Raw genomic sequence first — 26304 nt, 5'->3', positions numbered from 1 at the left:
GAGGCTCATCGCCCCCACCCCACGGCGCTCGACAGCGGGCGCGCGGCTTGCGCCTGGACCACACCGAGCGCTCCCCCGTCGTCGCCCCACGGAGCGGGGATCCGCACCTGTTGCCACACCGGGTTGTAGATCGCGCGGTCGATCTCATGCACCAGCTCGACGATCCCCTCGTAGCCGCCATAAGGGTGGTGGCGTTCCTGATTGATGTCGAGCCACGGTATGCGGGCCTTCAATGCGACGAACTGTGAGCGGCCACCCGACAGCATGATGTCGGCCCGCGCGTCCCTGAGCATCGCGTACATCTCGCGCGGCGTCATGCCGTCGATCATGTGGGCGTCATCGCCCATGATCTCCCTGATCTTGTCCTTGTCTTCCTTAGTGCTCTTCTTGACGCTGGTGCCGACGATTTCGAGCCCTGCTTCCTGCAGCGCGGAAACCACCGACCAAGACTTCACGCCACCTGTGATGAGCAACACCCGCTTGCCGGTAAGGCGCGCTTTGTAGTGCGCGATGCGCTCCCACGCGCGCGCTTCCTCGACGGCGATCAGGCGCTCGGTCCGCTCGAGCAGATCGTCCGGCGCGCCCTGCTGCACGAGCAGGCGGGCGATATGGCGCAGCGTGTCGCTCATGTCGCCGATCCCATAGAACGAGCCCTCGAAGTAAGGGATGCCGTAGCGCCGCTGCATCTTTGTCGCGATGTTGATCATCGACTTCGAGCAGACCATCATGTTGACCTTGGCGCGATGCGAACTTGCGATCTCGTTGTAGCGCCCGTCGCCGGAGATGCACGAGAGGATACGGATGCCTAGCGCGTCGAGCAGCGGCTTGGTCTGCCAGAGTTCGCCCGACAGGTTGTATTCGCCAATGACGTTGATGTCGTACGGCGTCGTGTACTCGGGCTCGCGCGTGCCGATCACATAGTTGAGGATCGCCTCGCCGCCAAGCTTGTTGCCCAGATTCTTCGGCCCGGCGAAACCGGGGGAAATGACCGGAATTACCGGCTTGCCAAATTGTTCGGTGGCGCGCTTGCAGACTGCCTCGATGTCGTCGCCGATCAGCGCAGTGACGCAGGTCTGGTAGACGAACACTGCGGGCGGATCGTATTTCTCGATGATTTCGCGCACGCTTCTGAACAGGCGCTTCTCGCCGCCGTACACCACGTCGAGTTCGTTGATATCGGTGGTGAAGCCGGTGCGATAGAGTTGCGGACCGGATGAAGCGGCGTGCCGGTTGTCCCACGAGTTACCTTCACAGGCAATCGGCCCGTGCACGAGGTGTGCGACGTCCACCACCGGCTGCAGAGCGATCTTCGCGCCGTCGAACGCGCACCCGCCTGCGGCCGAACCCGGCGAAAGCTGCTTCGTGCAGCCCCTTTTGCGTTCCTTCTCGCTCTTGCCTTGATTCTTGTCGCAACCCGGCTCGTCGAAAACTTCGGCGATTTGGGCATTGAGCGAAGCAGACATGACGTGCTCCTGATGGATGGACGTTTCTCTAGTGGCAAGTCCCATACCACCGGGAAACGCCTTGAAAACGTGCCAATTGGCGCTGAGGCAGTCGCTCGCGCGCATCGCCATGGCGGGTTTGAACGGTTTGCGACAGACGGCTCGCGACACAGAAAACGACAACACACGTTCACTGCCTGCCTTGCCGTTCCGTATGGAGCAGGACCCGCGCGATCGCATTCGCGCGCGCCTCCAGCAACGCATCCGGCCTCGCCCACACCGGCCAGGCAAACCTGGCCGTTGATGACCTCGACGTTAAGGCCGTCCTGCGTCATCTTGACCAGCCGCGCCCGATGCATCTGCTGTGTCTGCCATGGCCGCGCTCTCCTCGTCAGCGAATGATGTCGTAGCTGTAGTCGGTCTTCGCCACGTCGATCGTGTTGGCGTCGAGCGCTTCGAAGAACTCGTCCAGCAGCGTGACCAGCACCCGCAACGCACCTTCATAGCCCCAGGTCGGGAAGCGATGGTAATGGTGGCGATCGAAGATCGGGAACACCATGCGTATCAGCGGCGTTTTGGTATCGCGCTCCAGATATTTGCCGTAGGTGTTGCCGATCAGGAAATCCACTGGCTCGGTAAACAGCAGTGAGCGCATGTGCCACAGATCGCGTTTCGGATACACCTTGCAGCCGGCGCCGTAGGGCGACGCGTCGAACAGCGCCTGCACCTTCGCAGCCCAGGTTTCGTTGCCGTTGGTCGCCAGCACGTGAGCCGGCTCGGCGCCGAGTTCCAGCAGGAACTGCGTGTAGCCCAGCATCTGGTCCGGGTCGCCGTAGAGTGCAAAGCGCTTGCCGTGCAGGTGAGCCTGGCTGTCGGCCATCGCATCGACGAGCTGGCCTCGCTCCTTCTCCAGTTGCGCCGGAATCGGCTTGCCGGTCACGCGCGAGATTTCCATCAGGAACTGATCGGTGCCCGCGACGCCAACCGGCGAGTTCAGCACCACCACTTCCTGGCCATGCTCGCCAATGAACTTGCTGGTCTTCTCGCAGCAGTATTCCTGGAACACGAAGGTCGCCTTCGCGTTCAACGCGCGCTCGACTTCCTCCTTGGTCGTGCCGCCTTCGTACATCCGGAACTCGCCGTCGGTCGGCGTATTCCACGTTTCGGATGGGTCGCAGATGATGTTCACCGTCACGCCGAACAGATCGAAGATGCGGCGAATTTCCTTCATGTTGCCGACCACGTAGCCGTCGAAGCCGCCGATGAAGTTGACGCTGTCGTCGGGCACGCGCTCAAGCGGCGTCGCTGTGCCGGCCTTGCCGTCCCAGAAGTGCCTGAGGATGCCGAGGAGCGCGTTGTCGTAGCCGGTCACGTGGCTGCCGACGAAGGCCGGCGTGTGCGCGAACGGCACGTCATAGTCTTCCGGCACGCTGCCCTTCTGCTTGCTGCTCTTGATGAGCGCGTCGAGGTCATCGCCGATCACTTCCGCCATGCAGGTCGTGGAGACCGCGATCATGTCGGGCTTGTACAGGTTGTACGCATTTGCGAGGCCGTCGATCATGTTGTTCATGCCGCCGAACACCGCCGCGTCCTCGGTCATCGACGAGCTGACGCACGAGGTCGGCTCCTTGAAGTGACGCGAGAAGTGCGAGCGGTAAAACGCTACACAGCCCTGCGAGCCATGCACAAAACTGAGCGTCTTGTGAAAGCCGTTGGCCACGTACACTGCGCCGAGCGGCTGGCAGGCCTTGGCCGGGTTGATGGTGAGCGAGTCGCGTGCAAAGTTCTTTTGCCGGTAGTCTTCGCTCTTGGTCCACTCGACGATCTGCTTGACCTGCTCGTCTGAATGGTTGAACTCGAAATTTTCCTTTTTCGCGCGAAAAATTTTCTGGTACTCGGGCTCACGGAACAGGAGTTCCTGGTCGAGAATCTGGTCTGCGGATTGGGGCACGGGATGCTCCTGATATTCAATTCAATGGCCTGCCGGCCGGTGATCAGTCCGGTGATCGGTGCGGTGGCCAGCGCTTAGGGGTTTTTCTTCCAGGGCGCCTTGGCGAGCCCCCATACCGGGCTGGAAATGGCCATGTCCATGTCGCGCGCGAAAATGGCGTAGCCGTCGTAGCCGTGATATGGACCGGAATAGTCCCAGCTGTGCATCTGGCGAAACGGCACGCCCATCTTCTGGAACACGTACTTTTCCTTGATGCCGGAGCCGACCAGATCGGGCTGGACCTGTTCGACGAACCTCTCAAACTCGTAGCCGGTCACGTCGTCGTAAATCAGTGTGCCGTCCTTCACGTAGTGCGTGGTGCGCTGATAGTCGTCGTTGTGGCCGAATTCGTAGCCGGTGCCGACCACGTTCATGCCGAGGTCTTCGTAGGCGCCGATCACGTGGCGCGGACGCAGCCCCCCAACGAACAGCATCACGGTCTTATCCTGCAGGCGCGCTCTGAACTTCGCGTTCACCGCATCGACCAGGGGACGATACTTGGCGATCACCCTCTCCGCGTTGGCTTTGATGGTGTCGTCGAAGTGGCTGGCGATCTCGCGCAGGCTCTTCTCGATCATCGACGGGCCGAAGAAGTTGTATTCCGCCCACGGAATGCAGTACTTCTCTTCCATGTGCCGGCTGATATAGTTCATCGAGCGGTAGCAATGCAGCAAATTGAGCTTGGCCTTGGGCGTGTTCTCGAGCTCGGCGATCGAGCCGTCGCCCGACCATTGCGCGATCACGCGCAGGCCGATCTCTTCGAGCAGAATCCGGCTCGACCAGGCATCGCCGGCGATGTTGTAATCGCCGATGATCGCAACATCATAAGGCGTCGAAACAAATTCGGGCCGCTTGTCCGGATCGGCCTTGTCGAATATCCAGTCTCGAATCGCATCGTTAGCCAGATGGTGGCCCAGCGACTGGCTGACGCCGCGAAAACCTTCGCAGCGCACCGGCAAAATGGTGTGCCCTTCATACTGCGCACTCTTCGTCTTCGAGACGGCCTCGATGTCGTCGCCGATCAGGCCGATCGGGCATTCACTCTGGATCGAGATGCCCTTGTTCAGCGGAAACAGTTCCTGAATCTCGTCGATGATCTTGTCGAGCTTCTTGTCGCCGCCGAAGACGATGTCCTTTTCCTGGAAGTCCGACGTGAACTGCATCGTCACGAAGGTGTCGATACCGGTAGTGCCGATGTAGTAGTTGCGACGCGCGGCCCACGAGTACTGGCCGCAACCGACCGGACCATGACTGATGTGGATCATGTCCTTGATGGGCCCCCAGACCACGCCCTTCGAGCCGGCGTACGCGCAACCGCGAATCGTCATCACGCCCGGCAATGACTTGATGTTTGATTTCACGCCACAGTCGGGCTTGCCGTCCTCGAAGGTGCCCAAATGCTTGGCGCGCCGTTTGGCCATCTTCTCCGGATAGGCCTTCAGCACTTCATCGATCAGGGCCTTGTTCGCGGCCTTGCGCTCTTCAACAGTGACGCTCATGGGGGAATGCTCCATAGGGTGAGTATCAAGCCTGGCAGCGGGTAGCCGGCATGGCCCGGTTCATCGCGTGAAGAAGAACACCGGGCCGCGCGCAGCGGCGCTCGCTTAGGCGGTCAGTTCCGCTGCAGGCTTGCCGACTTGCGATTCGTCGATGGACGTCATGATTCCGTGCTCCATTAACAGGTCTTCCAGTTGATCCATCGAGATCGGCGTCGGGATCGTGCCGTTGCCCGCGTTGTTGTGCACCTTGGTGGCGAGCTGGCGATACTCTTCCGCCTGTTTGGATTCGGGCGCGAACTCGATCACCGTCATGCGGCGCAGCTCGGCGTGCTGCACGATGTTATCGCGCGGCACGAAGTGGATCAGCTTCGAACCGAGCATCTTCGCCAGCGCTTCGGCGAGTTCGAGTTCCTTGTCGGTCTGACGCTCGTTGCACACGAGCCCGCCGATCCGCACACCGCCGCTGTTCGCGTACTTCAGAATGCCCTTTGAAATGTTGTTGGCCGCATACATGGCCATCATTTCGCCGGACATCACAATGTAGATTTCCTGCGCCTTATTCTCACGAATCGGCATTGCGAAACCGCCGCACACCACGTCGCCGAGCACGTCGTACGACACGTAGTCCACGCCGTCATAGGCGCCGTTTTCTTCGAGAAAGTTGATCGACGTGATGACGCCACGGCCCGCGCAGCCGACGCCCGGTTCCGGACCGCCGGACTCCACGCAACGGATGTTGCGGTAACCGATCTTCATCACGTCCTCGAGTTCGAGGTCCTCCACCGAGCCGGCTTCGGCCGCTAGCGACAGGATGGTGTCCTGCGCCTTTGCATGCAGGATCAGGCGGGTAGAGTCCGCCTTGGGATCGCAGCCGACGATCAGGATCTTCTGCCCGAGTTCAGTCAGGGCTGCCAGGGTGTTCTGCGAGGTGGTCGACTTGCCGATACCGCCTTTACCGTAGAAAGCGATTTGCCGAAGTTTAGACATTGCATTTCTCCATTCAGGAAGAAGGGTTGAAACCAGGGTTGCGTAACCGCGACCATGTCAGCCTGTCGTGCCTGTATGGGTCTTCTTATATCGAGTCACGCATTGGCCGGACCTGTGTCCGCGCTGGACTCCAAACGCAGCTTCTGTGCCACGTCACCAGCGGTACTGCGACGCGTCCGACCCGCCGCGCTGCGGCGGTTGGTTCGGGACTTTTGCGGACTCCTCTTCTGTCTTGTCGATTTCGCGACAAACCACGCGAACTTCGTCGCCAATGAAACCATTCGGGCGCGTTTGTCGTGCGATTTCTGTCGCATTGGCCTGCGTGCAGCCGGACAATCGCCGGGTTGGGGCCTGGTTCGGTTATTGCATTGATCGCGCCATGGACACACCAGCCACCCAAGCTTCGCGACCCGTGCCGCGCGAGACGCACTTCGACCGTCTAGGCGGCGAGACCGCCGTCATCCGCCTGGTCGATGCGTTCTATCGGCACATGGATACGCGGGCCGACGCGCAGCGCATTCGCGCGATGCATCACCCGGACCTGTCTTCGACGAAGGCCGTGCTGGTGCTGTATCTGTGCGAATGGCTCGGCGCCGACAAGCGGTACTCGGCACAGCGCGGCCAACCACGGCTGCGCACGCGTCATGCCGCATTCGCGATCGGCACCGCCGAACGGGATGCGTGGCTAGCTTGCATGCGCGCCGCGTTCGACGAGACGGGTGTCGATCCGGTGCTACGCGATGAACTGATGCAGGCCTTTTTCAAAATCGCCGACCGGATGCGCAATACGCAGACGTGAATCCCTCTTCAACGCTGTTTAACCCAAGGATCTGTGATGACCGAAACGCTCGCGCACAAGGAGATCGACGACACCGCGTTCGCCCGTCTCGAACATGAAGGCCGTCTGCTCAACCCGGTTCTCAAGGGGCTGACGAACAGGCTCGACCGGGTCGGCTTCCGCGGCGAACTTGCGCTGCGGTTTGCCCCGAAGCTCGCCGACGAAGCGCGGCCGCCGGAGCTGACCTGCGATCAGGTCATGGCATGCGCGACGATCGGCCATAAGCACTTGCCGTTCTTCGCCGGGTATCTGTTGAGCTTCGAGCATCTGAAGGACGTGGCCGAGGTGCTCGGCGACACGCTCTCGGCGGGTGGCAAGTATTTTCTGTTTTGCGACAACATCGACCTGAGCAAGCGATATCAGGTGCCGTACAAGGGCGCGATGTTCTATGTGCTGCCGATTCTCGAGTCCACTGTCTACAACGAGATGCTCGAACTGCTGTACCTCGAGAAGAACGAATTGAAGAAAAAGGACTCAGGCGGCAAGCTGGATGCGGTAGCGGACGCGGCCATCAAGTTCGACGTGACCTTCGAGACGATCGCCTACAGCGAAGGACTTGAATTGATGGGGCCGGTGCGCAACCCCAACGAGAACCGGCCCGTCTGAGGCGCCGGTCCCTGCGGCCGCCGCCCGCGCGGCTGCGCCAACCGATGTTCCCTTGCACCCGAACGCGACCATGATCATGCGCACTGACACTGCTTTCGTCGTCCGCGAACGCCTGGCCTCGCGCCTTGTCCGGAACGCCGATGCACAACTCGATACGATCGTGCCCGCCGCACTCTCCACTTGGCTGGCGTACCACGGCTTCCCTGCTCCGCATTCGCGCTGCGTGAACGGCGAAACCCCGTTGATGCGCGCCGCGCAGCATGGCGAGGACGCGGTGGTCGAAGCGTTGCTCGCACTCGGCGCACGCGTCGACGCGCTCGATGACGACGGCAACCATGCGCTCTGGTTCGCGTGCCTGCACGGCGGCCCCGCGACCATCCTGCGGCTGATCGACGCCGGCGCGCCGATCGACCATGTGAACGACGACGACATCACATGCCCGATGCAAGCAGCCGCGAGCGGTCGCCTCGACGTCCTGCAGATGCTGCTTGCGCATGGGGCGAATGCAGAACTGTGCGCACCGGATGGCCGCAGCGCGCTCGACATGGCAGCCGACCTCGGGCTGCAACTGCTGCTTGCTTTCGGATGACAGGCTTTGTTAGCGAGTCTTAAGAGGGACGTGCGTCGCGCGACCAGCGAAATCGGTCCACTGATCAGTCGAAAAATCGTATAGTTTGCAGCCTCGTGCGGTGTCGAAGTACCAACGCCACGAAAACCGCTGCACGACGATCCGTTCCGGAAGCATCGCTTCGAGGGTTCGCTGAGCACCGACGAGCCCGTATAGAGGCAGACTCATGTCGACGTGATGCGCGGTGTGCTCCATGATGTGATGAAACAGCGCGCCAACACGCCAGCGAAAGGTCAAGTGCACCGTCGTGGATACGAACGGATCTGAACGCCCCCATTTCGCGCGATCGTCGTACCAGCGGATTTGCGGATGCGTGTGGTGCGCGTACACGACGAAACCCACCATCGCGCACCAGAACAGGAACGGCACCGCGAACCCGCATGCGATTGACGGGACCACCCCCCGCTGCGTCGCGCGAGCGATCCACGCGAGCGCGCCGATCCACAGCAGTGCGAACACCGATACCAGCGTGCAGTCACGGAAAAACACGGGGCGCCGCGTCGGCATTGCGGCCCGCGACGGGAAAAACATCTTCGTCCACCAAATTTCGATCATGTAGTAGAGACCGGGCGCCCAGCCGCTGCGATAGATACGTTCCAGTGCGCGCCGTGGCCCACTCAAGGCGCGATATTCCTGGATCGTCAGCGGTGCCCACACAAAATCGACGCCTTTCAGGTTCGTGTAGCCGTGATGCACCACGTTGTGACCCACTTGCCACAGGCTGTACGGCGTGAGCGACGGCAGGAAGGCGATCCGGCCCAGCCAGCGGTTGAGCGTGCGGTGCCGGGTCAGGCTCTCATGACATGCGTCGTGACCGATGACGAAGAGCCGTCCGATGACGAAGCCCGCCATGCATCCGAATACGGTCTTCAGCACGAACCCGTGCGCGAACACGCTCGCGGCGAGCGCACACAACAGCAAAACGTAGTCGAACACGAGCAGCAGAAGCGCGTAGGCGGTGCGGCGTTCGGCGAACGGTGTCAGCCACGAGCGGATGACCTTGCGATGGGGCAATGGCTCATTGGCGGGAACGGGGTGATTCGGACTGTTCATGAAGAAGACCGGTAGAGCGGTGCAGGACAACACTACGCACGCGGCCGACGGCTGCATGCCGTGTCCGCGATGATGTGACCAGACCGTTTCGCGCTGGTGGCGAGTCAGCGCGACATCATGTTCATGCTGACATTGTGCATTACCCAGATCGTGCCGAAGATCAGGAACAGCGCGGCGAGCGCGGTGTAGCATAACGCCAGCACGTTCCAGCGCTGGCCGCGCGACAGGTCGAGATGCAGGAACGTCACCAGATGCACGACGATCTGCACGAACGCCAGCAACGCGAGCGCCATAATCGCGGAGCCGGACGGCAGCAACCGTTGCGTGACGATCGAGAATGAGCCAGCCGTCAGCGCCACGGCAAGCACGAAACCGGTGATATAACCGGCGACGTCACCACGCGAGGCGGTCGTGGACGTCGAGTGTGAATGGACCATTTAGAGCATGCTCCCGAGATAGACAAACGAAAACACGCAGATCCACACGATGTCGAGGAAGTGCCAGAAGAGGCTCAGGCATGTCAGACTCGTGAGGTCGCGACCGGACAGTTCAGGCGAGCGGACGACATGCACGACGAGCACGGCCATCCAGACGAGGCCGGCTGTCACGTGCAGGCCGTGGGTGCCGACCAGCGTGAAGAACGACGACAGGAAGGCGCTGCGACTGGGCCCAGCACCATTGGCGACCAGGTGCGAGAACTCGCGCAGCTCTAACGCGAGGAACAGCGCGCCAAGCACGAACGTCACGAGGAGCCAGCCGATCACGGCACCACGCCCCTGGCGCTGCGCGCCGAGCATCGCGAAGCCGTAGGTGGTGCTGCTCAGCAGCAGCACGCCGGTTTGAAGTGCGACACCCGGGATGTCGAACAGGTCCCGTCCGGACGCGCCACCCGCGAACTCGTGCGCCATTACGGCGAACACGGCGAACAGCGACGCGAACAGCATGCAGTCGGTCATCAGGTACAGCCAGAAGCCGAATACGGTGGGCGTTGGGCCGTGGTCAGCGCTCGACCTGCCGTGATGGACGAGTAATGCAGATTGCGACATGGATCAGGTCTCCGCGGATTCGGGTAGTTCAAGGGCGGCCGGGGTGCGTGCGCTGCCGCGACGTGCTTCGATTTCGCGCACGCGCGAGGCCGGAATCACGTAGCCATGGTCGTCGCGGAAGCTACGCGCGATCAGCGCGGCGACGATCGCGACTAAGGCCAGCACGGCGAGCCACGTAATGTGCCAGACGCCGGCGAAGCCGAGCACGAGGCTGAATGCGCCGATCAGGAACCCGTCCGCGGTGTTCGACGGTAGGTGGATGTCCTCGTAATGCGCCAGTGCGGCATTTGCTGCGCCGCTTTCCTTCATGTGCGCGAACGCGTCGAGCTGGTGGACGACCGGTATGCGCGCGAAGTTGTAGACAGCGGGCGGCGACGAGGTGGCCCATTCGAGCGTGCGGCCGTTCCACGGGTCGCCCGTCAGGTCGCCGTATTCCGGCTCGTTGCGATGGATCACGCTCACGACGACCTGGGCGATCTGGTGCACGACACCGAGTGCGATCAGCACCACGCCGCATGCGGCGACGAACAGCCAGGGATGCCAGGTCGGGTTGTCGTAGTGATTCAGGCGCCGGGTCATGCCCATGAAGCCGAGCACGTAGAGCGGCACGAACGACACGTAGAAGCCGACGAACCAGCACCAGAACGCCCGCTTGCCGAGCTTCTCGTCAAGCTTGAAGCCGAACGCCTTCGGGAACCAGTAATGGAAGCCTGCGAGATAGCCGAACACGACGCCGCCTATGATCGCGTTGTGAAAGTGCGCGATCAGGAACAGGCTGTTGTGCAGCACGAAGTCCACGCCCGGGATCGCCATCATCACGCCCGTCATGCCGCCGATCGTGAACGTGACCATGAAGCCGATCGTCCACAGCACGGGTGTGGTGAACTCGATGCGACCGCGGTACATCGTGAACAGCCAGTTGAAGATTTTCACGCCCGTGGGGATCGCGATGACCATCGTCATAATGCCGAAGAACGCGTTGACGTCCGCGCCGGAACCCATCGTGAAGAAGTGGTGCGCCCACACGAGGAATGCGAGCACCGTGATCGCGCACGACGCGTAGACCATCGTTCTGTAGCCAAACAGCGGTTTCTTCGCGAAGGTCGCGATCACTTCCGAGTAGATGCCGAACGCGGGCAGCACGAGGATGTACACCTCCGGGTGGCCCCACGCCCAGATCAGGTTCAGGTACACCATCGCGTTGCCGCCGAGCTCATTGGTGAAAAAGTGCATGCCTGCGTAGCGGTCGAGGCCGAGCAGTGCGAGCGTCACGGTTAGGATCGGGAACGTTGCCATGATCAGCACGTTCGAGCACAGCGCGGTCCACGTGAACACCGGCATCTTCATCAGCGTCATGCCGGGCGCGCGCAGCTTGACGATCGTCACGAAGAAGTTGATCGCGGTAATCAGCGTACCGACGCCGGAGAGCTGCAGACTCCAGATGTAGTAGTCGACCCCGACGCCGGGACTGAACTGCAGCTCCGACAGCGGTGGATACGCGAGCCAGCCGACCTGCGCGAACTCGCCGATCACGAGCGACAGATTGATCAGGATCGCGCTGATCGCCGTCATCCAGAAGCTCAGCGAATTCAGGAACGGGAAGGCGACGTCGCGCGCGCCGATCTGCAGCGGCACGACAAGATTGAAGAGGCCGACCATCAGCGCCATCGCCATGAAGAAGATCATGATGACACCGTGCGCGGTGAATATCTGGTCGTAGTGGTGCGGCGGCAGGTAACCCGGGCCGTGAAACGCGATCGCGAGCTGAAGCCGCATCATTACGGCGTCGACAAAACCGCGCACGAGCATCAGCACCGCGACGATGATGTACATGATGCCGATCTTCTTGTGATCGACGCTTGTCAGCCACTCGGTCCAGAGCCACTTCCAGCGGCCGAGCTTCGTGAGCGTGACGATGACCGCCAGCACGATGAGCGCCATGAACGCGGCCGCGCCCATGATGATCGGCTGATCGAACGGAATCGCGCCGGGCGTGAGTTTTCCAAACATGGCTTACTCCGTGGTCTGCGTGCGACAGGCGGCGTCGCGGAAGGCCGTGACGTTGCCGTTGTTGTATCGGGCAACGATGTTGCGGAACAGGTACTGGTCGATCGATGAGAAGTAGCGTACCGACTGCTTCTCGCTCGGCTTCGCGACTTCGGCGTATTCGTCCATGCTCAGGCGGTCCGGCGAAGCCTTGACCTTGCGCACCCATGCGTCGAAGTCGGTGGCGCTCGTCGCGAGCGTGCGGAACTTCATGTCGGCGAATCCCTTGCCGCTGAAGTTGGCGGACATGCCTTCGAAATTTCCCGGTGCATCCGCGATCAGGTGCAGACGGGTCTGCATGCCGACCATTGCATACACCTGGGTGCCGAGTTGCGGGATGAAGAATGAGTTCATCACCGAGTCCGACGTGATCCGGAAATTCACCGGCGTATCGACTGGCACGGCGAGCTGGTTCACCGACGCAATGCCGAGGTCCGGGTAGATGAAGAGCCACTTCCAGTCGAGCGCGACCACCTCGACGTCGATCGGCTTCACGCTCGACTGCAGCGGCCGGTACGGGTCGAGCTCATGCGTGGTGCGCCACGTCAGGATACCGAGGTACAGGATGATCAGGGCGGGGATCGTCCAGACGACGATCTCGATCGCCGTCGAGTGCGCCCATTTGGGTGCATAGACCGCGTGACGGTTCGACGCACGGTAGCGCCACGCGAAGAACAGCGTCAGCAGGATCACCGGGATCACGACGATCAGCATCGCCCACGTGGCGGTGGCGATCAGCGACTTCTCGGCCGCGCCGACGCTCCCTTTTGGATCAAGCACAGTCAGATCACATCCCGATAGACAGGCGCTCAATGTCGTGACGATGGCTATCGACCGTTTCCTTAAGGCTTTTCTGTCTGTCATAGTGGTTAAGTCCGGGTTGTGGCACTTTTGACCTCAAGCTGGCTTGACGCATGCGGCATCACACTCGCAGCGTCATGGTCCGACAACCGGCCAGCTTTGTGATTGATGTCGATCAACGACGAACAAAGCGGCGGGGTGCGGTGCACTGACGCAGTGCGCCGCTGAGTGCGCGTTCCACCACATCGAGTGGCTGGATGCGATTGACAGCCTGCTGAACGTCGGTAGCAAAGTCCTGTACGCCGAAGCTTGCGTAATGACCTTGTTGCATGCGCAGAAGTAGCAGAGTGATCTGCGTGCCGTTCGGCGGCTGCAGCCAGTCCGGCAATGGCTGCGAAATCGGTGTCTGCGGGTGCGAGAAACATCTTGGGTACCAGTCAATGCGGTTGAAGGCCAATAGTCCGGCCTCAAGGCTCCCGCTATCTCGACATTCCTACGCGTGACCCGGTGTCGCATCTTGACTTCGGGATCGGGACCGGTTGACCCTGCGCAAGGGCAGCCCTGATTTGCGCGTCGACAATTCCCCGCATACGTCAACAAGGGGAAAGCGATGAAGCACATGATTAAGGCCGTCATGATCGTGGCAAGCCTGTGCGCTACCGGTTTGTTCGAAGTGCTGGCATACGCGGATGACGTCAGCGCGAACGGAAGCACGATGGCAGGCGAGGTGACGGCTGATGGGATCCACGCCGGCGACGTGCTCGTGCGTCTGCGTGCCATCTCGATCGAGCCGGACGTTCACACCAGCGGCACGTTGTCGTCGCTCGGCGTGGGTGTCAATAACGCATTCGTGCCGGAGTTGGACCTGACCTATATGATCCGCGACGCGATCGGCATCGAGCTGATTCTCGCCACCTCGCGGCATCACGTGACGTCCGGCCTCGGCGATCTCGGTGGCGTGAACGTGCTACCACCGACGCTGCTGCTGCAATATCACTTCAACCATGCTGGCATGATCCGACCGTATGTCGGCGCGGGGGTCAACTACACCTACTTCTACAACGACGGCCTGAGCGCGGGCCCCGTAGGCATCCAGGTGTCACGCAGCAGCTTCGGTCCGGCGGTGCAGGCTGGCGTCGACGTGCAGATCACGAAGACCGTCTTTCTCAACGCGGATATCAAAAAGATCTGGATGCACACGGACGCCTCGGTCGCCGATAGTTCGTTGGGCCGGCTGGACATCGACCCACTGGTACTGGGAATAGGCGTCGGGATGAAGTTCTAGCGAGCGCGCAATGACAGACCACAGCTCGCACCAGCGGGCGATCCGCTGCGCCCCATCCACCTGAAACGGAGATCTGGTCACTATGCCCCTGTACGACTACCGCTGCGCGGCCTGCGGCCACGCATTCGAAACGCTGGTGCGCGCCGGCCACGCGCCCGTCTGCCCGCAATGCGGCGGCACCGCGCTGGACAAGCAGGTCAGCGCGCCGGCCTCGCCCGGCAAGAGCCGCGCGATCATCTCCCGCGCGCGGCGTCAGGCGGCGCGCGAAGGGCACCTCAGCAACTATTCGCCGGCCGAGCGCCGCAAGCTGCTGCGCTGAGCCCAACGGGGAATCGCGCTGTCGATGTAGATGAACCTCGAGGGCGCCTACGGGATGGCACTCAGTCTCACCGTCTTCATGGCCGGCACGCTGGATCGGGCCACCGCCGACAGCCTGCTGGAACGCGCGAAGGGCATCTGCCCGTATCTCGACGCGTGGCTTCGCAACATTGCGTCAGCACGGCCGCCCTCGCGCTCGCGCGCTTCGATGACCATGACGGAAACGTCCTGCCGGCTTGTAGAGCAGCGCGCCCGAGGCCGGCACGTCATCCAGCAACGCGCCGTCTGCGCTATAGGCCGCGAACCAATGGCCGAAATGCTCGGCCTGAGACAGCCCCTGCGACTGCGCCCAGCCGCCCTGCGGCCGCGCCTGCGCCAGCGCGCAATGCAGTGCCGACGGCGTCGGCGTCATGGCGAAGGCCTCATTCATGACGCTCACCAGCGACTTGCGATGCTTGAAGTTTTCGATGAACTGCGCCGCCTGGGTCAGCCGGGTGCGGATCTTGTGCAGCACGCTGACCTTGGCCGTGATGATTTCGGCGAGCGCGAGCGGCGTGGCAGGGACGGCCGTATCGGGGCACAGCGCGAGCAGCGCCGGTCCCAGGTACGGAATGAGCCCGCCCGCACACAGGCGTTCGGCGATGGTCTGGACTGAAACGGTCATGCAGTGCGCCTCACAGATAAATGGCAGCGCCGGCGCCCACGTTGGTCGCGGTGTCTTTCAGCGTCTTGACGATGTACTTGACCTGGTCGGTGTCGAGTAGCGTGTGCAGCGGCAGCGCCAGCGCGCGTTCGCCGATGCGCTCGGTGTCGGGCAACAGGCCGCTCTTGCGGCCGATCGCATCGCCCGCGTTCGTGTAGTGGAACTGCTGATGCAGCGGATGGCTGTAGGCCACCGTCTCAATGCCGCAAGATTTCATGTCGTCGATCATCTGGGCGCGCGCGCTCTGCGTAAAACGCTTGCCCAAATGCACAACATAGAGCATCCAGTGCACTTCTTCGACGTCCTCGGCCACGTAGGCCGGCTTGATCCCTTCGAAGCTTTGCATCTCTTCGTGATACCAGGTCTCGACCTGCTTTCGCTGCGCGAGGCGCGTGTCGAGTTCGGCCAGTTGCGCGAGACCGAGCGCGGCGGTCAGATCACTGATGCCCGCCTGCAGCGGCACCCGCGAGCCGACCGAGACGGACGCGCGGTCCGTGACGCGCCGCTCGCGCAGATAGCGCAGTTCATGGACGAGTTCGTCATCGTCGGTGACGAGCATGCCGCCCGCTCCTGTGCACAGCGCGGACGGGCTGGAGAAGTCGAACACTGATACGTCGCCGAAACAGCCGACGTTGCGGCCCCGGTAGCGCGAGCCCAACGCCTCAGTACTGTCTTCGATCAGCCGCAAGCGCTGCGCGTCGGCCAGTTCGCGCAGCAGCGCCCACGCGGCCGGGTGGCCGTTGGTATTGCCGGCGAGGATCGCGCGCGTGCGAGGGCCGATCTTCTGCGCGGCTTTTTCGGCGCTCAGACAACCGCTCCAGTAGTCAATGTCGGCGAACACCGGCACGGCCCCCGCCAGCGTGATCGCCTGCGCCACCTGATGCCAGGTGTGCGACGCGCAGACCACCTCGTCTCCCGGGCCGATCCCCGTCGCGCGCAACGCAATCCAGGTGGCGAGCGTGCCGCTCGCGACCGCGACCGCATACTCCCGGCCAACCCAGCCCGCAAACGCGCGCTCGAACGAATCAAGCATCGGCCCGTCGCTCCAACGCGAGGATTGCAGCACCGCGTTGACGAGATCGATCTCGCGCGCCGCGCAGGCCGGTTCGCTCAGCGCGATCTCATCGATTTCCATGTGCCTTGTCCTCGGTCAGGATCAACGCATCGGCCTCTTCAGGCCGCTGCGTGATGGTCCTGTAATACCCGGCCGATATCGCGAAATAGATACTGCGCACACCGAACCGGAGCGCTGCTGTCTCGTCGCGCATCACCGTTGCGCTGACATGCATTGTGCGCACCTCGGGATAACGTTCGTGCCATTGCGCGGCGGCGTCGCGTAGCGTCGGTGCCGTGCGGAGCAGGTTCGCCGCGAAGTCCAATTGCTCGGCGTTCAGGCTCATCTCACTCCTCCACGCCAGCAATGCGCCGCGCTTCGACCGTGATGGGCAGTGGCGTATCGTCGGCCATCGCGGGCAATTCGAGTTGCCAGCCGTTCGCAAGTGTGACGAGACCGCCCCACATCCCGGGCTGCGCCATCGCGACAATGGGCTCTTCCAGGTCCTTCTTTGGCACGTAGGCGCTCAGCGCGCCCTTGCTGTCCTTGCGGATCATGACTTTCATGGTTGCGGACTCCGGAGATTGATGACAGGTTCAAACCAGGTTCAAGCGGGATGCGCTGCTTCCTCCAGCAGTGTGCAGCCAGCGCACGCGCCAGCTTCAGGTGCGCTGCATGTTCGATCGCGCTGAATACGCCACGGTGCCGGCCCTCCGGCGCCGCCGCGTGCAGCCCGCACACAGCCAGGTGATTGGCTTCGGTGGCGCCGCTGGCGAAGATCAACTCTGCTGGCTTGCAATCGAGCGCTCGCGCGATCGTCGCGCGGGGCGCAGCGAGCGTACCCTTCGCCGGCTGCCCGACGGCATCCTGCGACGACGCGTTGCCCCACACATCCGTCAGGATGGACAGCATCGCCTGCCACGGCGGAGGCTGGCGGCATGGTCGCGTTGTGGTCGAGATAGATCGTCGGCCGGCTCCGTTAGTTTGCTTCACGGCCAGAACACGCATTCGCGATCGATGCACAGCGTGTCCAGCAGCTCGGCCAGATCGGTGCTCTCATGCTGGGGCATCCATCGGTGCGACGCATGGTCGCGCGCGCTCAGGTGCCACATACCGTCTTCATCGCGCGTGAGCCAGGCTATGTCGATCAGCCCGCCATTCGCGTCGACATTGCGGGAGCAGCACGGGCTCTCGACACGGAACCCCTGCCCGTCGCGCAGCACGCGCGGCAGCACATAGCGGTAGCGGGTACGCTCGCGCAACGCTTGCTCGATCTGGCGCTGGGTCAGGTCGAACGGGCGGCCCGCGCGCAAACCGTCGCGCGGCGGCGCCGCTTCTGGCGCGCTCGCCTGAACCGTCATGACATGGCTCCTTCTTCGGGTAGCAGGCCGGCGGGTGCGGGCGCAATTTCATTCTCCGTGCATCCGACGACACAGTTGCCGAACTGCACCAGATAGACCGGCTCGCCGCTCTCAATCACCTGGCCGACGTTGACGATTTCGCCGACCGTACCCGCCTCGGCCAGACAATCGTCCTGGCCGCGCTCCGGAAAGCTGCCGTCGTTGCACAGGTCATCCAGCGCGATCACGCGCATGCCCCACTGATAAGCAGGCTGAACCGGTTCGATACTCATGCTGACGGCTCCTGCGGTTGCGACGTTTCCGGCTGGACCCGCGTGCCGATCTTGTGCAGCGCTTCGGCCCGCTCGCCCAAGCCTTGCAGCACGTCGTCCGGCAGGTTGTCGAGCGTGCATAGCTCTTTCGCGCGCATGCCGACACGGTGGCCGCTCTCGACGAAATCCACCGCGTAGATATAGAACTGCTGAAGGAAGGTGTCGATGCTGGTGACGTAACCGATCTCGCCCTTGTTCACCAGCACTTCGCCGATGTCCTTGCCGTTGTAAGTGCCGTCGTTGCGGATCACCGCGCGTGCGATTACGCGCTCGCCGTAGTTGAAGCGCGGGGGAAACGCGACCTCGAGCAGGTCGTCGTCGCGGTTGATGTCAGCCATGCTTCACTCCTGCTGATCTCCTGCTGATCGTTGCGTCTGTCCGGTGGTCATCAGGTTCGCGGCCTCGCCCGACGGCCGGCGCAGTCGAGCGGGCCGCCCTGCCAGTGGCGCGGTGCAATGTCGCCGCCTGGTACGCGCACGTTCTGTACGTTCATGGTTGCGTCCCCGTCCAGCCGCGCGTCGGATACGCACTCAGCGCATCCATTGCATCGTCGGACCCGACGCCGGTCTCATGACGATCCAAGACTTGCGAAAGCAGCGCGCCTCCCACCCGGTCTTCGGGATCGAGCCGGCGCAATTCGCGCAGTCGCATGCGCGCTTCTTCAAAGTCGCCGAGACGCATGTTGAGGTACGCGAGGCCCTTCAGCGTGAACAGATAAAAGCGCGCGGCCGCGTCATAACGCGTGGTCACGATCGCGGTTGCAAGCGGTTCGTCGCCGAGATCCGAGCCCAGCGCGGTGCGGGCGACCGCCAGCGCGTCTTCGCCGATCGCACGCGCCTGCGCCAATTGATGGCCGTAGAAGTAAAAGCGGTACAGCGCGATCAACGGCACCGGATGGCGCGGCGCGGCGGCGCGGGCGCGTTGCAACAGCGCGAGCGCCTCGTCGGGGCGCTCGCGCGACCGACCCGCCTCGGCGATCAATGCATTGACGCCCGACGGCAAGCCGCCGCCAATCGCTCTCTGCGCAAACGCGGTCATTACGTCGTCGAGGGCACGGTCGCCGGACTCCATCGCCATCGCTCCTCTTCAGGAGATCTGACGCGGCAGCGGCGGCCGCCCGCGGCCAATCGCGCTGACATCGATGGTCGCCACGCCCGGCGGCGCCGACTCCGCACTGCTGCTGCAACCACAAGCGGCCTGGTTCGGATTGAAGAAGATCAAGCCGGACTGGGTTGGCGTGTCGGCGAAATCGATCGTTATGCCTTCGAGCATCAGCCAGCTCTCAGCCGGCAGGAATACGCGCAGGCCGTTGATGTCGAGTTCCTGTTCGCCTGGTTGCAGCGCCGGCTCGGCGGTGAATTCCGCGGTATAGCCGGAACAGCCGCCGGCGCTCACCACCAGACGAAAGCCGGCGCCAGCCGGCAGGCCCGAAAAGCGCACGATACGACGCATGAACTTCTCGGCGGCGCTCGTAACAGTTACTAAGCCGAAACAAAGTAACCGGACATGGGTCAAGCCGCGTAGCGGACTGACGGATGTTGAAACATGGATCGGACCAAAGCCGGAATCTTTTGCAACGAGCGCAGAACCGCTCGAACACGCTGCTTGAGATGCCCGGGACCTTTGATGGCAAGCTTGCCGATCTTGTGATGTTTGAGATAACCCCATACCAACTCGTCCGGGTTCAGGTCTGGCGAGTAAGCAGGAAGGAAGAACAGACAAAGGCGCCCATCTGATTCCGCGGCAAGCTGCCGGATCGCTTTGCAACGATGTACCGGATGACCATCGGCAATCAGGAAGACAGGCGCATCGGCGGTGAGCATCAGCCGTTTGACGAAGTCGACGTATACGGAGATCTTGAAGCTGCCTTCGAAACACATGAAGCGAAGTTGGCCACGCGGGCTGATCGCTGAGATCAGGTTCACCTTGAAGCGCGCGCCAGTGACTTCGACTACCGGAGTTTGACCGACCGGCGCCCAGGTCGTGCCGCTGTGATAGTCCGATCGTACCGTCGATTCGTCGACGAAGAAGATCTGTGCCCCGACGTGTTTGGCCTGCCCGACAATGGCCGGGTATTCGTCCCGCATCCACGACTCGACCAGTTCAGGGTCGCGTTGGTACGCACGCGCAAGCGGTCGCTGGGGCGAAAGCCCGAGCTTGCGCAGCAGTCGACCGACCGACACCTCGGAGAGCCTGACGTTGAAATGTTCGCGAATCAACTCCCGCACCATGTCTCGCGTCCACAATGCAAACTCGAACTTCATCTGCATGGGGTTCTTCGTTGTGACCGTCTGATAGACGAAGCGGATAGCCTCGGACGACAGCTTCATCGGTCGACCAGGGATTGCCTTGGCTCGTAACGCCTCGATGCCCCCTTCGCGCCAGGCCGCCAACCACTCGTAAATACGCGCCCTCGAGAATCCGAGCGTGCGGATCACGTCCTCCGGCGACTCGCCAGCTTCGACGCGCTTGACCGCACGAATACGGATCTCTTCAAGCGTTGCATGTGAAAGCTGCCGGCCGTCGTCCTCTCGCATCTCGCCTCTCCCTAAACCCCTTAAAGCTTAGACCATGGCGTCGATTTATGTTCGCTTACTTACGCACTGGTTAGTACGTTGGACAGCATGATGCGTAGTCTCCTGATGGATGAATGGCCGGCCCGGCCACGAGCCAGACTCAAACCTGAACGATGCAGCCGTCCACGGGACACACGGCGACGCACTGCGGGTCGTCGAAGTGGCCTTCGCATTCGGTACATTTCTTGGGGTCGATCGCGAACACGCCGCCTTTGTCGCTGATCGCGACATTGGGGCATTCCGGTTCGCAGGCCGAGCATCCCGTACAGGTGGACGCAATAATCTTCAGAGGCATGGAGGCTCTCCTGTTGTCCTGTCTGGAAGGGTGTGGGGTGTCACGCCGCTGAGGCTGACGAGGTGTAAGCGCCCTGGCGGATCGAAGCATCGCCGCGGTCCCGGTGCACGATGGCGCCGCTGGCGATGCGACTGCGGTAGTCGTTGAACCAGGCAAGCACCGCTTTTTCGATAAATTCGCCGACGTACTGATCGACCGGCTCGATGCCCGCTTGCGCCAGTTCGTCTTTCGGGCAGGCGCCGATCTTCGCGACCAGCACCGCGTGGCAGTCGTCGAGCGCGCGCACGACCGACGGGAGTTGCTCGTCGTCGCCGTAACCGCCCAGGCAATACAGGTCCACCCGGCGATGGCCGACGAACAGCGCTTCGGCTGCCGAGACCTCGAAGATCTGAAACTCCGTGACGTGGCCGAAGTGCTCGTTGACCCGGCCGCCGCCCTTCGTTGCGACCGCGACCAGCGCCTTCATGTCGTCGGCGACGTCGATCTCGCGAGAGACAGCCAGCGCTTCCTGCTTCGCGTCGTGCTGCGCCTGACGCTCGGCTTCGACGCGCTGCTGGTATTCACGGCGGCGGTCGAGGTCGTAGACCACTTCCATCCGCTCGATCTTGTCGAGCGTGAAATCCTCGCTGCGGTCCTCGCCCAGCAGGCCAACCGCATCCGCGCGGCACTGGCGGCAATGACGCATCAGGTTGGCGCCGCCCATGCAGGCGTCCTGCACGGCCTTGAGTTCCTGCGCAGTCGGTCCGCGCTGGCCGCTCAGGCCAAAGTAAGTGCCGTGCTCGGGCTGCGAGATCAGCGGCATGATGTTATGCAGGAACGCGCCGCGTTTCTTGACGTCGCGGTTGACCTCGATCAGGTGCTCCTCGTTGATGCCGGGAATCAGCACCGAGTTGATCTTGGTCAGCACGCCGCGTGCGGTGAGCATCTCGAGACCCTTCATCTGCCGGTCACGAAGGATGCGGGCTGCTTCGTAACCGGTCACGCGCTTGTGCTTCCAGAAAATCCACGGATAGATTTTCTCGCCCACCGCCGGGTCGACCATGTTGATGGTGATTGTTACGTGGTCGATGTTGTACTTGCAGATTTCGTCCACGAGGTCGGGCAACGCCAAGCCATTGGTCGACAGGCACAGCTTGATGTCCGGCGCCTGTTCCTGCAGCATCCGGAACGTCTCGAAGGTCTTCTTGGGGCTCGCCAGCGAATCACCGGGACCGGCAATGCCAAGCACCGTCATCTCGGGAATCTCGCTTGCGACCGCCACGACCTTCTTCACTGCCTGTTGCGGCGTTAGCTTCTGAGAGACCACGCCGGGACGCGACTCGTTCGCGCAGTCGTATTTGCGGTTGCAGTAGTTGCACTGGACGTTGCAAGCCGGCGCCACCGCCACATGCATGCGCGCATAGTGATGATGGGCTTCTTCCGAGTAGCATGGGTGATCCTTGACCTTCTCCCAGATGTCCGGCGGCATGTCGTCGAGACTACCCGACGCGCCGCAGCTGGCCTTACCCTCGCCACCGTGCGTGCCGCAGCCGCCACCGGTGGACGGGTCTTCGATCTTCACGCCGAGCGGTTTAATCTGCCCGATGCTGATATAGGCCGCTGCGGGCAAGTCGCTCGCATTTGAACTCGCTTGCATGGATATCTCCTCGCAACCAACGGCGGCCGCGCGCAAGCCATAGAGCCAGATCCATGCCACTCGACAAGAACGCCAGGAATCAACGGGTTAGGATATATTTCGCAGTTCTGTTTGATCCCGGCGCGCGACGTATCCCTACAATTTCGTTGCGTCGTGTCGGTGTTGCGACAAATCTCACACGACCCGGACAGCATGTTCTGAACCAGCGAGATGGACCCGCACAAACCAGATCAATCGTTCGCGTTCACCCTCCGGCTTCCCCGGCTTGCGATGTCGCGAACGTGCGGTCGTCCGCTGCTGCTCGTCACGCGAAAGACCCGTAGCGCTCAGGCCGCGCAGTTGCCCGTCCGGTTCGGCCAGCACCACAAAGGCGCGCCGCCACTCCATCGTCTGCACAAGATAGTTCAGGGACTCGCGCAAGGCTTTCGCCACATCGAGCGACGAAACCAGCGTCTTGCTCACCTCGTAGACGCCGTCCAACGCTTGCCTGAATGTTCACCGTTGACTTCCCCTTCGTGTGCTGCGCGCTTTCGATGTACCAGCGCAAGGCGCACGATCGACGCAAAGACACAGCGTTTGAAGTAAGTGCATTTCTACGCCTGATGATTCAGCCATCGCGATGTCAATCCCGCGCGCGTAACGACAAATCCGACAAAAAGAACGGCGGCAATCCTCACTCGTCGGGCGCATCGACACAAAACAACAGCGAAACAACAGCGGCCCAGTTGAAAGAGGCCACTAGAGCGTGAAAATCCACTGGCATGGAAGTTGCCCTGAAGGTCGCATTACCCCGCTTTCAGGAGCCTGCAATGTCGGATTTCCAACGCGTCGGTACCGGCCTCCATCCGCGCGGCGCCAACCCGGTGCATCTGGATCATGCCGCCACCACGCCGGTCGATCCGCGCGTGATCAGACGCATGCTGCCTTACCTGAGCGAGATGTACGGCAATCCCGCCAGCCGTTCGCATGCCTACGGCCGGGTCGGCGAAGAAGCGGTGGAACTGGCCCGCGAGCAGGTCAGCTCGCTCGTCAACGGGGACCCGCACGAGATTGTCTGGACCTCGTGGAGCTTCGGCCGCGCATGCGAATCGCGTGCCAAATGCACGGCGGCGTCCACGAGCGCGGCATGCGTTCGGGGACGTTGTGCAAGCATCAGATCGTCGAGGAACTGCCATTGCCGGCGGTCGAGATCCACTGCTCGATTCTCGCGCCGAGGACGCGATCAAGGCGGCCGTGTCTGACTTTCGCTCGCGCCAGACGATTCGAGGCGCAGCAGCCGACGACCTGTAACTCGCCGAGCGACCGACCTGCTCGTCTAACCCGAAGTGAGTCCATTCAAGCCTGAGAGGAACCTCCATGGAAACGCTCACCCAACCGGCCTCCGCCACACCCGGCGTCATGCCCGGCCTACTCGAATTCACGCCTCAGGCCGCTGCGAAAGTGGCCTCGCTGATCGAGGAAGAAGGCAATCCCAACCTGAAGCTGCGGCTGTACGTGTCCGGCGGCGGCTGTTCGGGCTTGCAGTACGGCTTCGCGTTCGACGACCAGGTGGCGGACGACGACATGCAGACCGTCACGGACGGCGTCACGCTGCTGGTCGATTCGATGAGCCAGCAATACCTGCCCGGCGCGCGCGTCGACTACGAAGACAGCCTGGAAGGTTCGCGCTTCGTCATTCACAACCCCAATTCGCAGAGCACCTGTGGCTGCGGCAGTTCGTTTTCCGTGTGATGCAATCATGAAAATCTCACTGGCGCCTCCCGACGACGAGGAGAACAACCAGTTCGACAATGCGTGGGGCCTTGACCTGCAATCGCGTCTCGCGTGCTGCGTGAAGCTGCGCGATGCCGACCTGACGATCGAACTGCCGCCACATAGGCGCGAGCTCGCGCGTGAGCATTGAGGGCATGCGTCCTTAGCGCTGTGCGGCCTCTTCAAGCGCCATAGCGGTCATCGCCGCGTCCGCACGTCCTCGCTGACCACGCCCATCGCATCGCGCATCGCTTTCTGCAGCGCCGTGTTCATCGCTACACCTGGCTGTTCGAAACAGGACATTCGCGACAGGTCTTCGTTGGAACCGCTTCATCACAGCGCCAGCGAACACCGGAAGCCCCGCGGCAAGCGGCTATTCGCACTAACCGTGCATGGCGCAGTACTTGCAAACCGTATGTTCAAATGCCTAAAGGACAACTTCCCGTGTCGAATCCGATCATCAACGACACCACACTGCGCGACGGCGAACAGACCGCTGGCGTCGCATTCACGGTTGCCGAAAAATGCGCGATTGCCGAGGCGCTCTCAAGCGCCGGCGTACCCGAACTGGAAATCGGTATCCCCGCGATGGGTGCCGAGGAAATCGATTGCATCCAGACCATCGTCGCGCTGAATCTCGACGCCGATCTGATGGTCTGGGGCCGTCTCACCGACGCGGACCTGGCGTCGGCCTTGTGCTGCAATCCCGACATCATTCACCTGTCGATTCCCGTGTCCGATATCCAACTTCAACACAAATTGCGCCAGCCGCGCTCGTGGGTGCTCGCGCAGGTGAATCGCGTGATCAGCGCCGCCGTCAAAAGCGGCCGCAAGGTTTCGCTGGGCGCGGAGGATGCCTCGCGCGCGGCCCCCTCGTTCCTTGCCGACGTGGCGCGGCACGCGCAACAGTGCGGTGCGCAACGCATCCGCTTTGCGGACACGCTCGGCGTCCTCGATCCTTTTTCGACCTATGAAGCGATTGCGCGATTGCACGACGCGGTCGATCTGGAAATCGAAATCCACGCGCACAACGACCTCGGGCTCGCGACCGCGAACACCCTTGCCGCACTGCGCGCCGGCGCAACCCACGCCAACACCACTGTCAATGGTCTCGGCGAACGCGCCGGAAATGCCGCGCTGGAGGAGATCGTGATGGGCGTGCGCCATATCATGGGTCGCAATACCGGCGTCGACACGACCGCGCTATTGAGCATCTCGCGGCTTGTCGAACGGGCTTCAGGACGCCCGGTCGCGCTTAACAAAAGCATTGTCGGCGCCAGCGTTTTCACGCACGAGTCCGGCATCCACACAGACGGGCTCACGAAGAATGCATCGACCTACGAGAGCTTCGATCCCGCCGAACTCGGTCGCGAACGCTCGGTCGTGCTCGGCAAGCATTCGGGTTCGCAAAGCGTGCGCCGGGCTTATGACGCGCTCGGCCTGGCCGTCAGTGAAAAGCTGCTCGTGCTGCTGCTGACCCGGATCCGCCACCATGCCGCCCAGCACAAGCAAACGCCCAGCGCCGCCGACCTGTATCGCTTCCTGATCGAGTTGCGCTACACCGTCGGAGAATTGTCATGAGCGGCGCTGTGGTCGGCTTCACGAAGTGCGTCGCGAAACCCGAACAGTCAGGCACGACGGCGCCGTGCGCGACCAGCGGCGCCTGCGACAAGTACTTCGCCGAGCCGACGCTCTGTCCATACCTATCCTCATCCGCTTGCAAGGAGTAAACGCGATGGAAAGCTTTGTCCAGCAACTCAAGGCGCTGTCCTCAGCCGAGGACTTCCTGCAGTTCTTCGGCATTGCGTTCGACCAGAAGGTCGTCAACGTGAGTCGACTGCACATCCTCAAGCGCTTCTTTCAGTACATCCAGCAACAGGACGCGCTGCCGGAAGGCGACGAACCCGCCCTGTTCGCGTCATATCACGCGCTGCTGCTGAAGGCTTACGGCGACTTCGTCACCTCCACGCCGGCGCAGGAAAAAGTGTTCAAGGTGTTCCGGGACACAAATGGGCGGCAGCACGTTTCACTCGACAGTCTGCGCGCGTCGCTGCCCGCGCGCACCCTTGCCTGACAG

Annotated in this window: 31 protein-coding genes and 4 pseudogenes; 11 read left to right on the top strand and 24 right to left on the bottom strand. The window is 62.3% G+C overall.

All coding sequences use genetic code 11. From position 1 onward, the window contains the following. Positions 1-5: 5 nt before the first annotated feature. From nifE to nifH, 4 genes are all read right to left on the bottom strand, one after another. Positions 6-1463: a nitrogenase iron-molybdenum cofactor biosynthesis protein NifE gene (nifE, locus tag OKW38_RS01375; protein WP_429359634.1), complete on the bottom strand. Its 1458-nt coding sequence runs from the start codon at positions 1461-1463 to the stop codon at positions 6-8. 370 nt (positions 1464-1833) lie between these two features. After that, a complete protein-coding gene (gene nifK, locus OKW38_RS01370) occupies positions 1834-3393 on the bottom strand; it encodes a nitrogenase molybdenum-iron protein subunit beta (protein ID WP_429332330.1) in 1560 nt (519 codons plus the stop codon). 74 nt (positions 3394-3467) lie between these two features. Further along, entirely contained in the window at positions 3468-4931 is a 1464-nt protein-coding gene (gene nifD, locus OKW38_RS01365; RefSeq protein WP_133667172.1) for a nitrogenase molybdenum-iron protein alpha chain, read from the bottom strand. Between the two features lie 105 nt (positions 4932-5036). Then, positions 5037-5918 carry a nitrogenase iron protein gene (gene nifH, locus OKW38_RS01360; protein WP_184053497.1) on the bottom strand — a complete coding sequence of 294 codons (882 nt, stop codon included), beginning with the start codon at positions 5916-5918 and terminating at the stop codon, positions 5037-5039. Positions 5919-6297: 379 nt separating this feature from the next. Here nifH and OKW38_RS01355 point away from each other — a divergent pair, with 379 nt between their 5' ends. The 3 genes from OKW38_RS01355 (at position 6298) to OKW38_RS01345 (ending at position 7951) form a co-directional block, all read left to right on the top strand. Continuing rightward, positions 6298-6717, top strand: a complete 420-nt coding sequence (locus tag OKW38_RS01355) for a group II truncated hemoglobin (RefSeq protein ID WP_026226291.1) — start codon at positions 6298-6300, stop codon at positions 6715-6717. A gap of 36 nt (positions 6718-6753) precedes the next feature. Continuing rightward, complete coding sequence (locus tag OKW38_RS01350; protein WP_429359632.1) at positions 6754-7362, top strand: hypothetical protein; 609 nt, start codon at positions 6754-6756, stop codon at positions 7360-7362. A gap of 76 nt (positions 7363-7438) precedes the next feature. Next, positions 7439-7951: an ankyrin repeat domain-containing protein gene (locus tag OKW38_RS01345; protein WP_429360659.1), complete on the top strand. Its 513-nt coding sequence runs from the start codon at positions 7439-7441 to the stop codon at positions 7949-7951. 9 nt (positions 7952-7960) lie between these two features. Here the strand turns inward: OKW38_RS01345 and OKW38_RS01340 are convergent, their stop codons facing one another. From OKW38_RS01340 to OKW38_RS01315, 6 genes are all read right to left on the bottom strand, one after another. Beyond that, on the bottom strand, positions 7961-9043 hold the full coding sequence (locus OKW38_RS01340; RefSeq protein WP_429359630.1) for a fatty acid desaturase: 1083 nt from the start codon (positions 9041-9043) through the stop codon (positions 7961-7963). A 104-nt stretch (positions 9044-9147) separates the two neighbouring features. Further along, positions 9148-9480 carry a cytochrome o ubiquinol oxidase subunit IV gene (gene cyoD, locus OKW38_RS01335; protein ID WP_090811308.1) on the bottom strand — a complete coding sequence of 111 codons (333 nt, stop codon included), beginning with the start codon at positions 9478-9480 and terminating at the stop codon, positions 9148-9150. After that, positions 9481-10089, bottom strand: a complete 609-nt coding sequence (gene cyoC / locus OKW38_RS01330; protein ID WP_429332335.1) for a cytochrome o ubiquinol oxidase subunit III — start codon at positions 10087-10089, stop codon at positions 9481-9483. A gap of 3 nt (positions 10090-10092) precedes the next feature. Further along, positions 10093-12099 (bottom strand): cytochrome o ubiquinol oxidase subunit I, encoded by a 2007-nt coding sequence (gene cyoB / locus OKW38_RS01325; protein WP_429332336.1) that lies wholly within the window; start codon positions 12097-12099, stop codon positions 10093-10095. Positions 12100-12102: 3 nt separating this feature from the next. Continuing rightward, complete coding sequence (gene cyoA, locus OKW38_RS01320; RefSeq protein WP_260330634.1) at positions 12103-12999, bottom strand: ubiquinol oxidase subunit II; 897 nt, start codon at positions 12997-12999, stop codon at positions 12103-12105. 112 nt (positions 13000-13111) lie between these two features. Further along, positions 13112-13393 carry a hypothetical protein gene (locus tag OKW38_RS01315; RefSeq protein WP_429360718.1) on the bottom strand — a complete coding sequence of 94 codons (282 nt, stop codon included), beginning with the start codon at positions 13391-13393 and terminating at the stop codon, positions 13112-13114. A gap of 153 nt (positions 13394-13546) precedes the next feature. Between OKW38_RS01315 and OKW38_RS01310 the strand changes: the two genes are divergently transcribed. Then, positions 13547-14221, top strand: coding sequence for an OmpW/AlkL family protein (locus tag OKW38_RS01310; RefSeq protein WP_090811318.1), 675 nt, complete (start codon positions 13547-13549; stop codon positions 14219-14221). Between the two features lie 82 nt (positions 14222-14303). Further along, positions 14304-14540: an FmdB family zinc ribbon protein gene (locus OKW38_RS01305; RefSeq protein ID WP_429332337.1), complete on the top strand. Its 237-nt coding sequence runs from the start codon at positions 14304-14306 to the stop codon at positions 14538-14540. A gap of 198 nt (positions 14541-14738) precedes the next feature. On the opposite strand, the pseudogene OKW38_RS01300 reads toward OKW38_RS01305, so the two are convergent. From OKW38_RS01300 to OKW38_RS01235, 14 genes and pseudogenes are all read right to left on the bottom strand, one after another. Beyond that, positions 14739-15203: pseudogene (locus OKW38_RS01300) on the bottom strand (SIR2 family protein); the annotation flags it as partial. Positions 15204-15213: 10 nt separating this feature from the next. Next, the gene (locus OKW38_RS01295; protein ID WP_429359628.1) at positions 15214-16377 is read right to left on the bottom strand and encodes a DegT/DnrJ/EryC1/StrS family aminotransferase; all 1164 of its coding nucleotides are present in this window, start codon (positions 16375-16377) and stop codon (positions 15214-15216) included. Then, positions 16364-16642 carry a hypothetical protein gene (locus OKW38_RS01290; RefSeq protein WP_429359626.1) on the bottom strand — a complete coding sequence of 93 codons (279 nt, stop codon included), beginning with the start codon at positions 16640-16642 and terminating at the stop codon, positions 16364-16366. Before OKW38_RS01290 ends, OKW38_RS01295 begins: the two co-directional genes overlap by 14 nt. A 1-nt stretch (position 16643) precedes the next feature. Beyond that, entirely contained in the window at positions 16644-16862 is a 219-nt protein-coding gene (nifT, locus tag OKW38_RS01285; RefSeq protein WP_007177241.1) for a putative nitrogen fixation protein NifT, read from the bottom strand. A gap of 133 nt (positions 16863-16995) precedes the next feature. After that, positions 16996-17208 (bottom strand): annotated as a pseudogene (locus OKW38_RS01280) (cysteine desulfurase NifS); the annotation flags it as partial. Between the two features lie 77 nt (positions 17209-17285). Continuing rightward, positions 17286-17657, bottom strand: coding sequence for a hypothetical protein (locus tag OKW38_RS01275; protein ID WP_184072322.1), 372 nt, complete (start codon positions 17655-17657; stop codon positions 17286-17288). Next, on the bottom strand, positions 17654-17929 hold the full coding sequence (locus OKW38_RS01270) for a nitrogen fixation protein NifZ (RefSeq protein ID WP_429359624.1): 276 nt from the start codon (positions 17927-17929) through the stop codon (positions 17654-17656). Before OKW38_RS01270 ends, OKW38_RS01275 begins: the two co-directional genes overlap by 4 nt. Beyond that, complete coding sequence (locus tag OKW38_RS01265; RefSeq protein ID WP_090811330.1) at positions 17926-18306, bottom strand: nitrogen fixation protein NifZ; 381 nt, start codon at positions 18304-18306, stop codon at positions 17926-17928. Before OKW38_RS01265 ends, OKW38_RS01270 begins: the two co-directional genes overlap by 4 nt. Positions 18307-18457: 151 nt before the next feature. After that, positions 18458-19039: a hypothetical protein gene (locus tag OKW38_RS01260; protein ID WP_429359622.1), complete on the bottom strand. Its 582-nt coding sequence runs from the start codon at positions 19037-19039 to the stop codon at positions 18458-18460. 15 nt (positions 19040-19054) lie between these two features. Then, complete coding sequence (locus OKW38_RS01255; RefSeq protein ID WP_429359620.1) at positions 19055-19483, bottom strand: HesB/IscA family protein; 429 nt, start codon at positions 19481-19483, stop codon at positions 19055-19057. Next, positions 19480-20505 (bottom strand): IS630 family transposase, encoded by a 1026-nt coding sequence (locus OKW38_RS01250; RefSeq protein WP_429359560.1) that lies wholly within the window; start codon positions 20503-20505, stop codon positions 19480-19482. The genes OKW38_RS01255 and OKW38_RS01250 overlap by 4 nt, the downstream gene beginning before the upstream one ends. Positions 20506-20644: 139 nt before the next feature. Beyond that, positions 20645-20839, bottom strand: coding sequence for a 4Fe-4S binding protein (locus tag OKW38_RS01245; RefSeq protein WP_090811334.1), 195 nt, complete (start codon positions 20837-20839; stop codon positions 20645-20647). 40 nt (positions 20840-20879) lie between these two features. Further along, on the bottom strand, positions 20880-22475 hold the full coding sequence (nifB, locus tag OKW38_RS01240; RefSeq protein WP_429359618.1) for a nitrogenase cofactor biosynthesis protein NifB: 1596 nt from the start codon (positions 22473-22475) through the stop codon (positions 20880-20882). Positions 22476-22649: 174 nt separating this feature from the next. Then, positions 22650-22937 carry a hypothetical protein gene (locus tag OKW38_RS01235; protein WP_316252008.1) on the bottom strand — a complete coding sequence of 96 codons (288 nt, stop codon included), beginning with the start codon at positions 22935-22937 and terminating at the stop codon, positions 22650-22652. Between the two features lie 29 nt (positions 22938-22966). On the opposite strand from OKW38_RS01235, the gene OKW38_RS01230 reads away from it, so the two are divergent. The 6 genes and pseudogenes from OKW38_RS01230 to nifW all read left to right on the top strand — a co-directional run bounded on the left by OKW38_RS01230 (position 22967) and on the right by nifW (position 26301). Beyond that, complete coding sequence (locus tag OKW38_RS01230; RefSeq protein WP_429332342.1) at positions 22967-23224, top strand: hypothetical protein; 258 nt, start codon at positions 22967-22969, stop codon at positions 23222-23224. Positions 23225-23284: 60 nt separating this feature from the next. After that, positions 23285-23539 (top strand): annotated as a pseudogene (locus OKW38_RS01225) (aminotransferase class V-fold PLP-dependent enzyme); the annotation flags it as partial. Positions 23540-23831: 292 nt separating this feature from the next. Continuing rightward, positions 23832-24206, top strand: coding sequence for an iron-sulfur cluster insertion protein ErpA (gene erpA, locus OKW38_RS01220; RefSeq protein WP_187613735.1), 375 nt, complete (start codon positions 23832-23834; stop codon positions 24204-24206). 16 nt (positions 24207-24222) lie between these two features. Then, a pseudogene (locus OKW38_RS01215) lies at positions 24223-24378 on the top strand (2Fe-2S ferredoxin); the annotation flags it as partial. A 293-nt stretch (positions 24379-24671) separates the two neighbouring features. Further along, complete coding sequence (nifV, locus tag OKW38_RS01210) at positions 24672-25808, top strand: homocitrate synthase (RefSeq protein WP_429359616.1); 1137 nt, start codon at positions 24672-24674, stop codon at positions 25806-25808. Between the two features lie 154 nt (positions 25809-25962). Continuing rightward, a complete protein-coding gene (nifW, locus tag OKW38_RS01205) occupies positions 25963-26301 on the top strand; it encodes a nitrogenase stabilizing/protective protein NifW (RefSeq protein ID WP_090811340.1) in 339 nt (112 codons plus the stop codon). Positions 26302-26304 lie beyond the last annotated feature (3 nt).

The sequence above is a fragment of the Paraburkholderia sp. MM5496-R1 genome, assembly GCF_050436205.1.
Taxonomy (GTDB): domain Bacteria; phylum Pseudomonadota; class Gammaproteobacteria; order Burkholderiales; family Burkholderiaceae; genus Paraburkholderia; species Paraburkholderia tuberum.
Note: the sequence above shows the minus strand (reverse complement) of the source record. Positions and strands in the feature narration are given on the sequence as shown.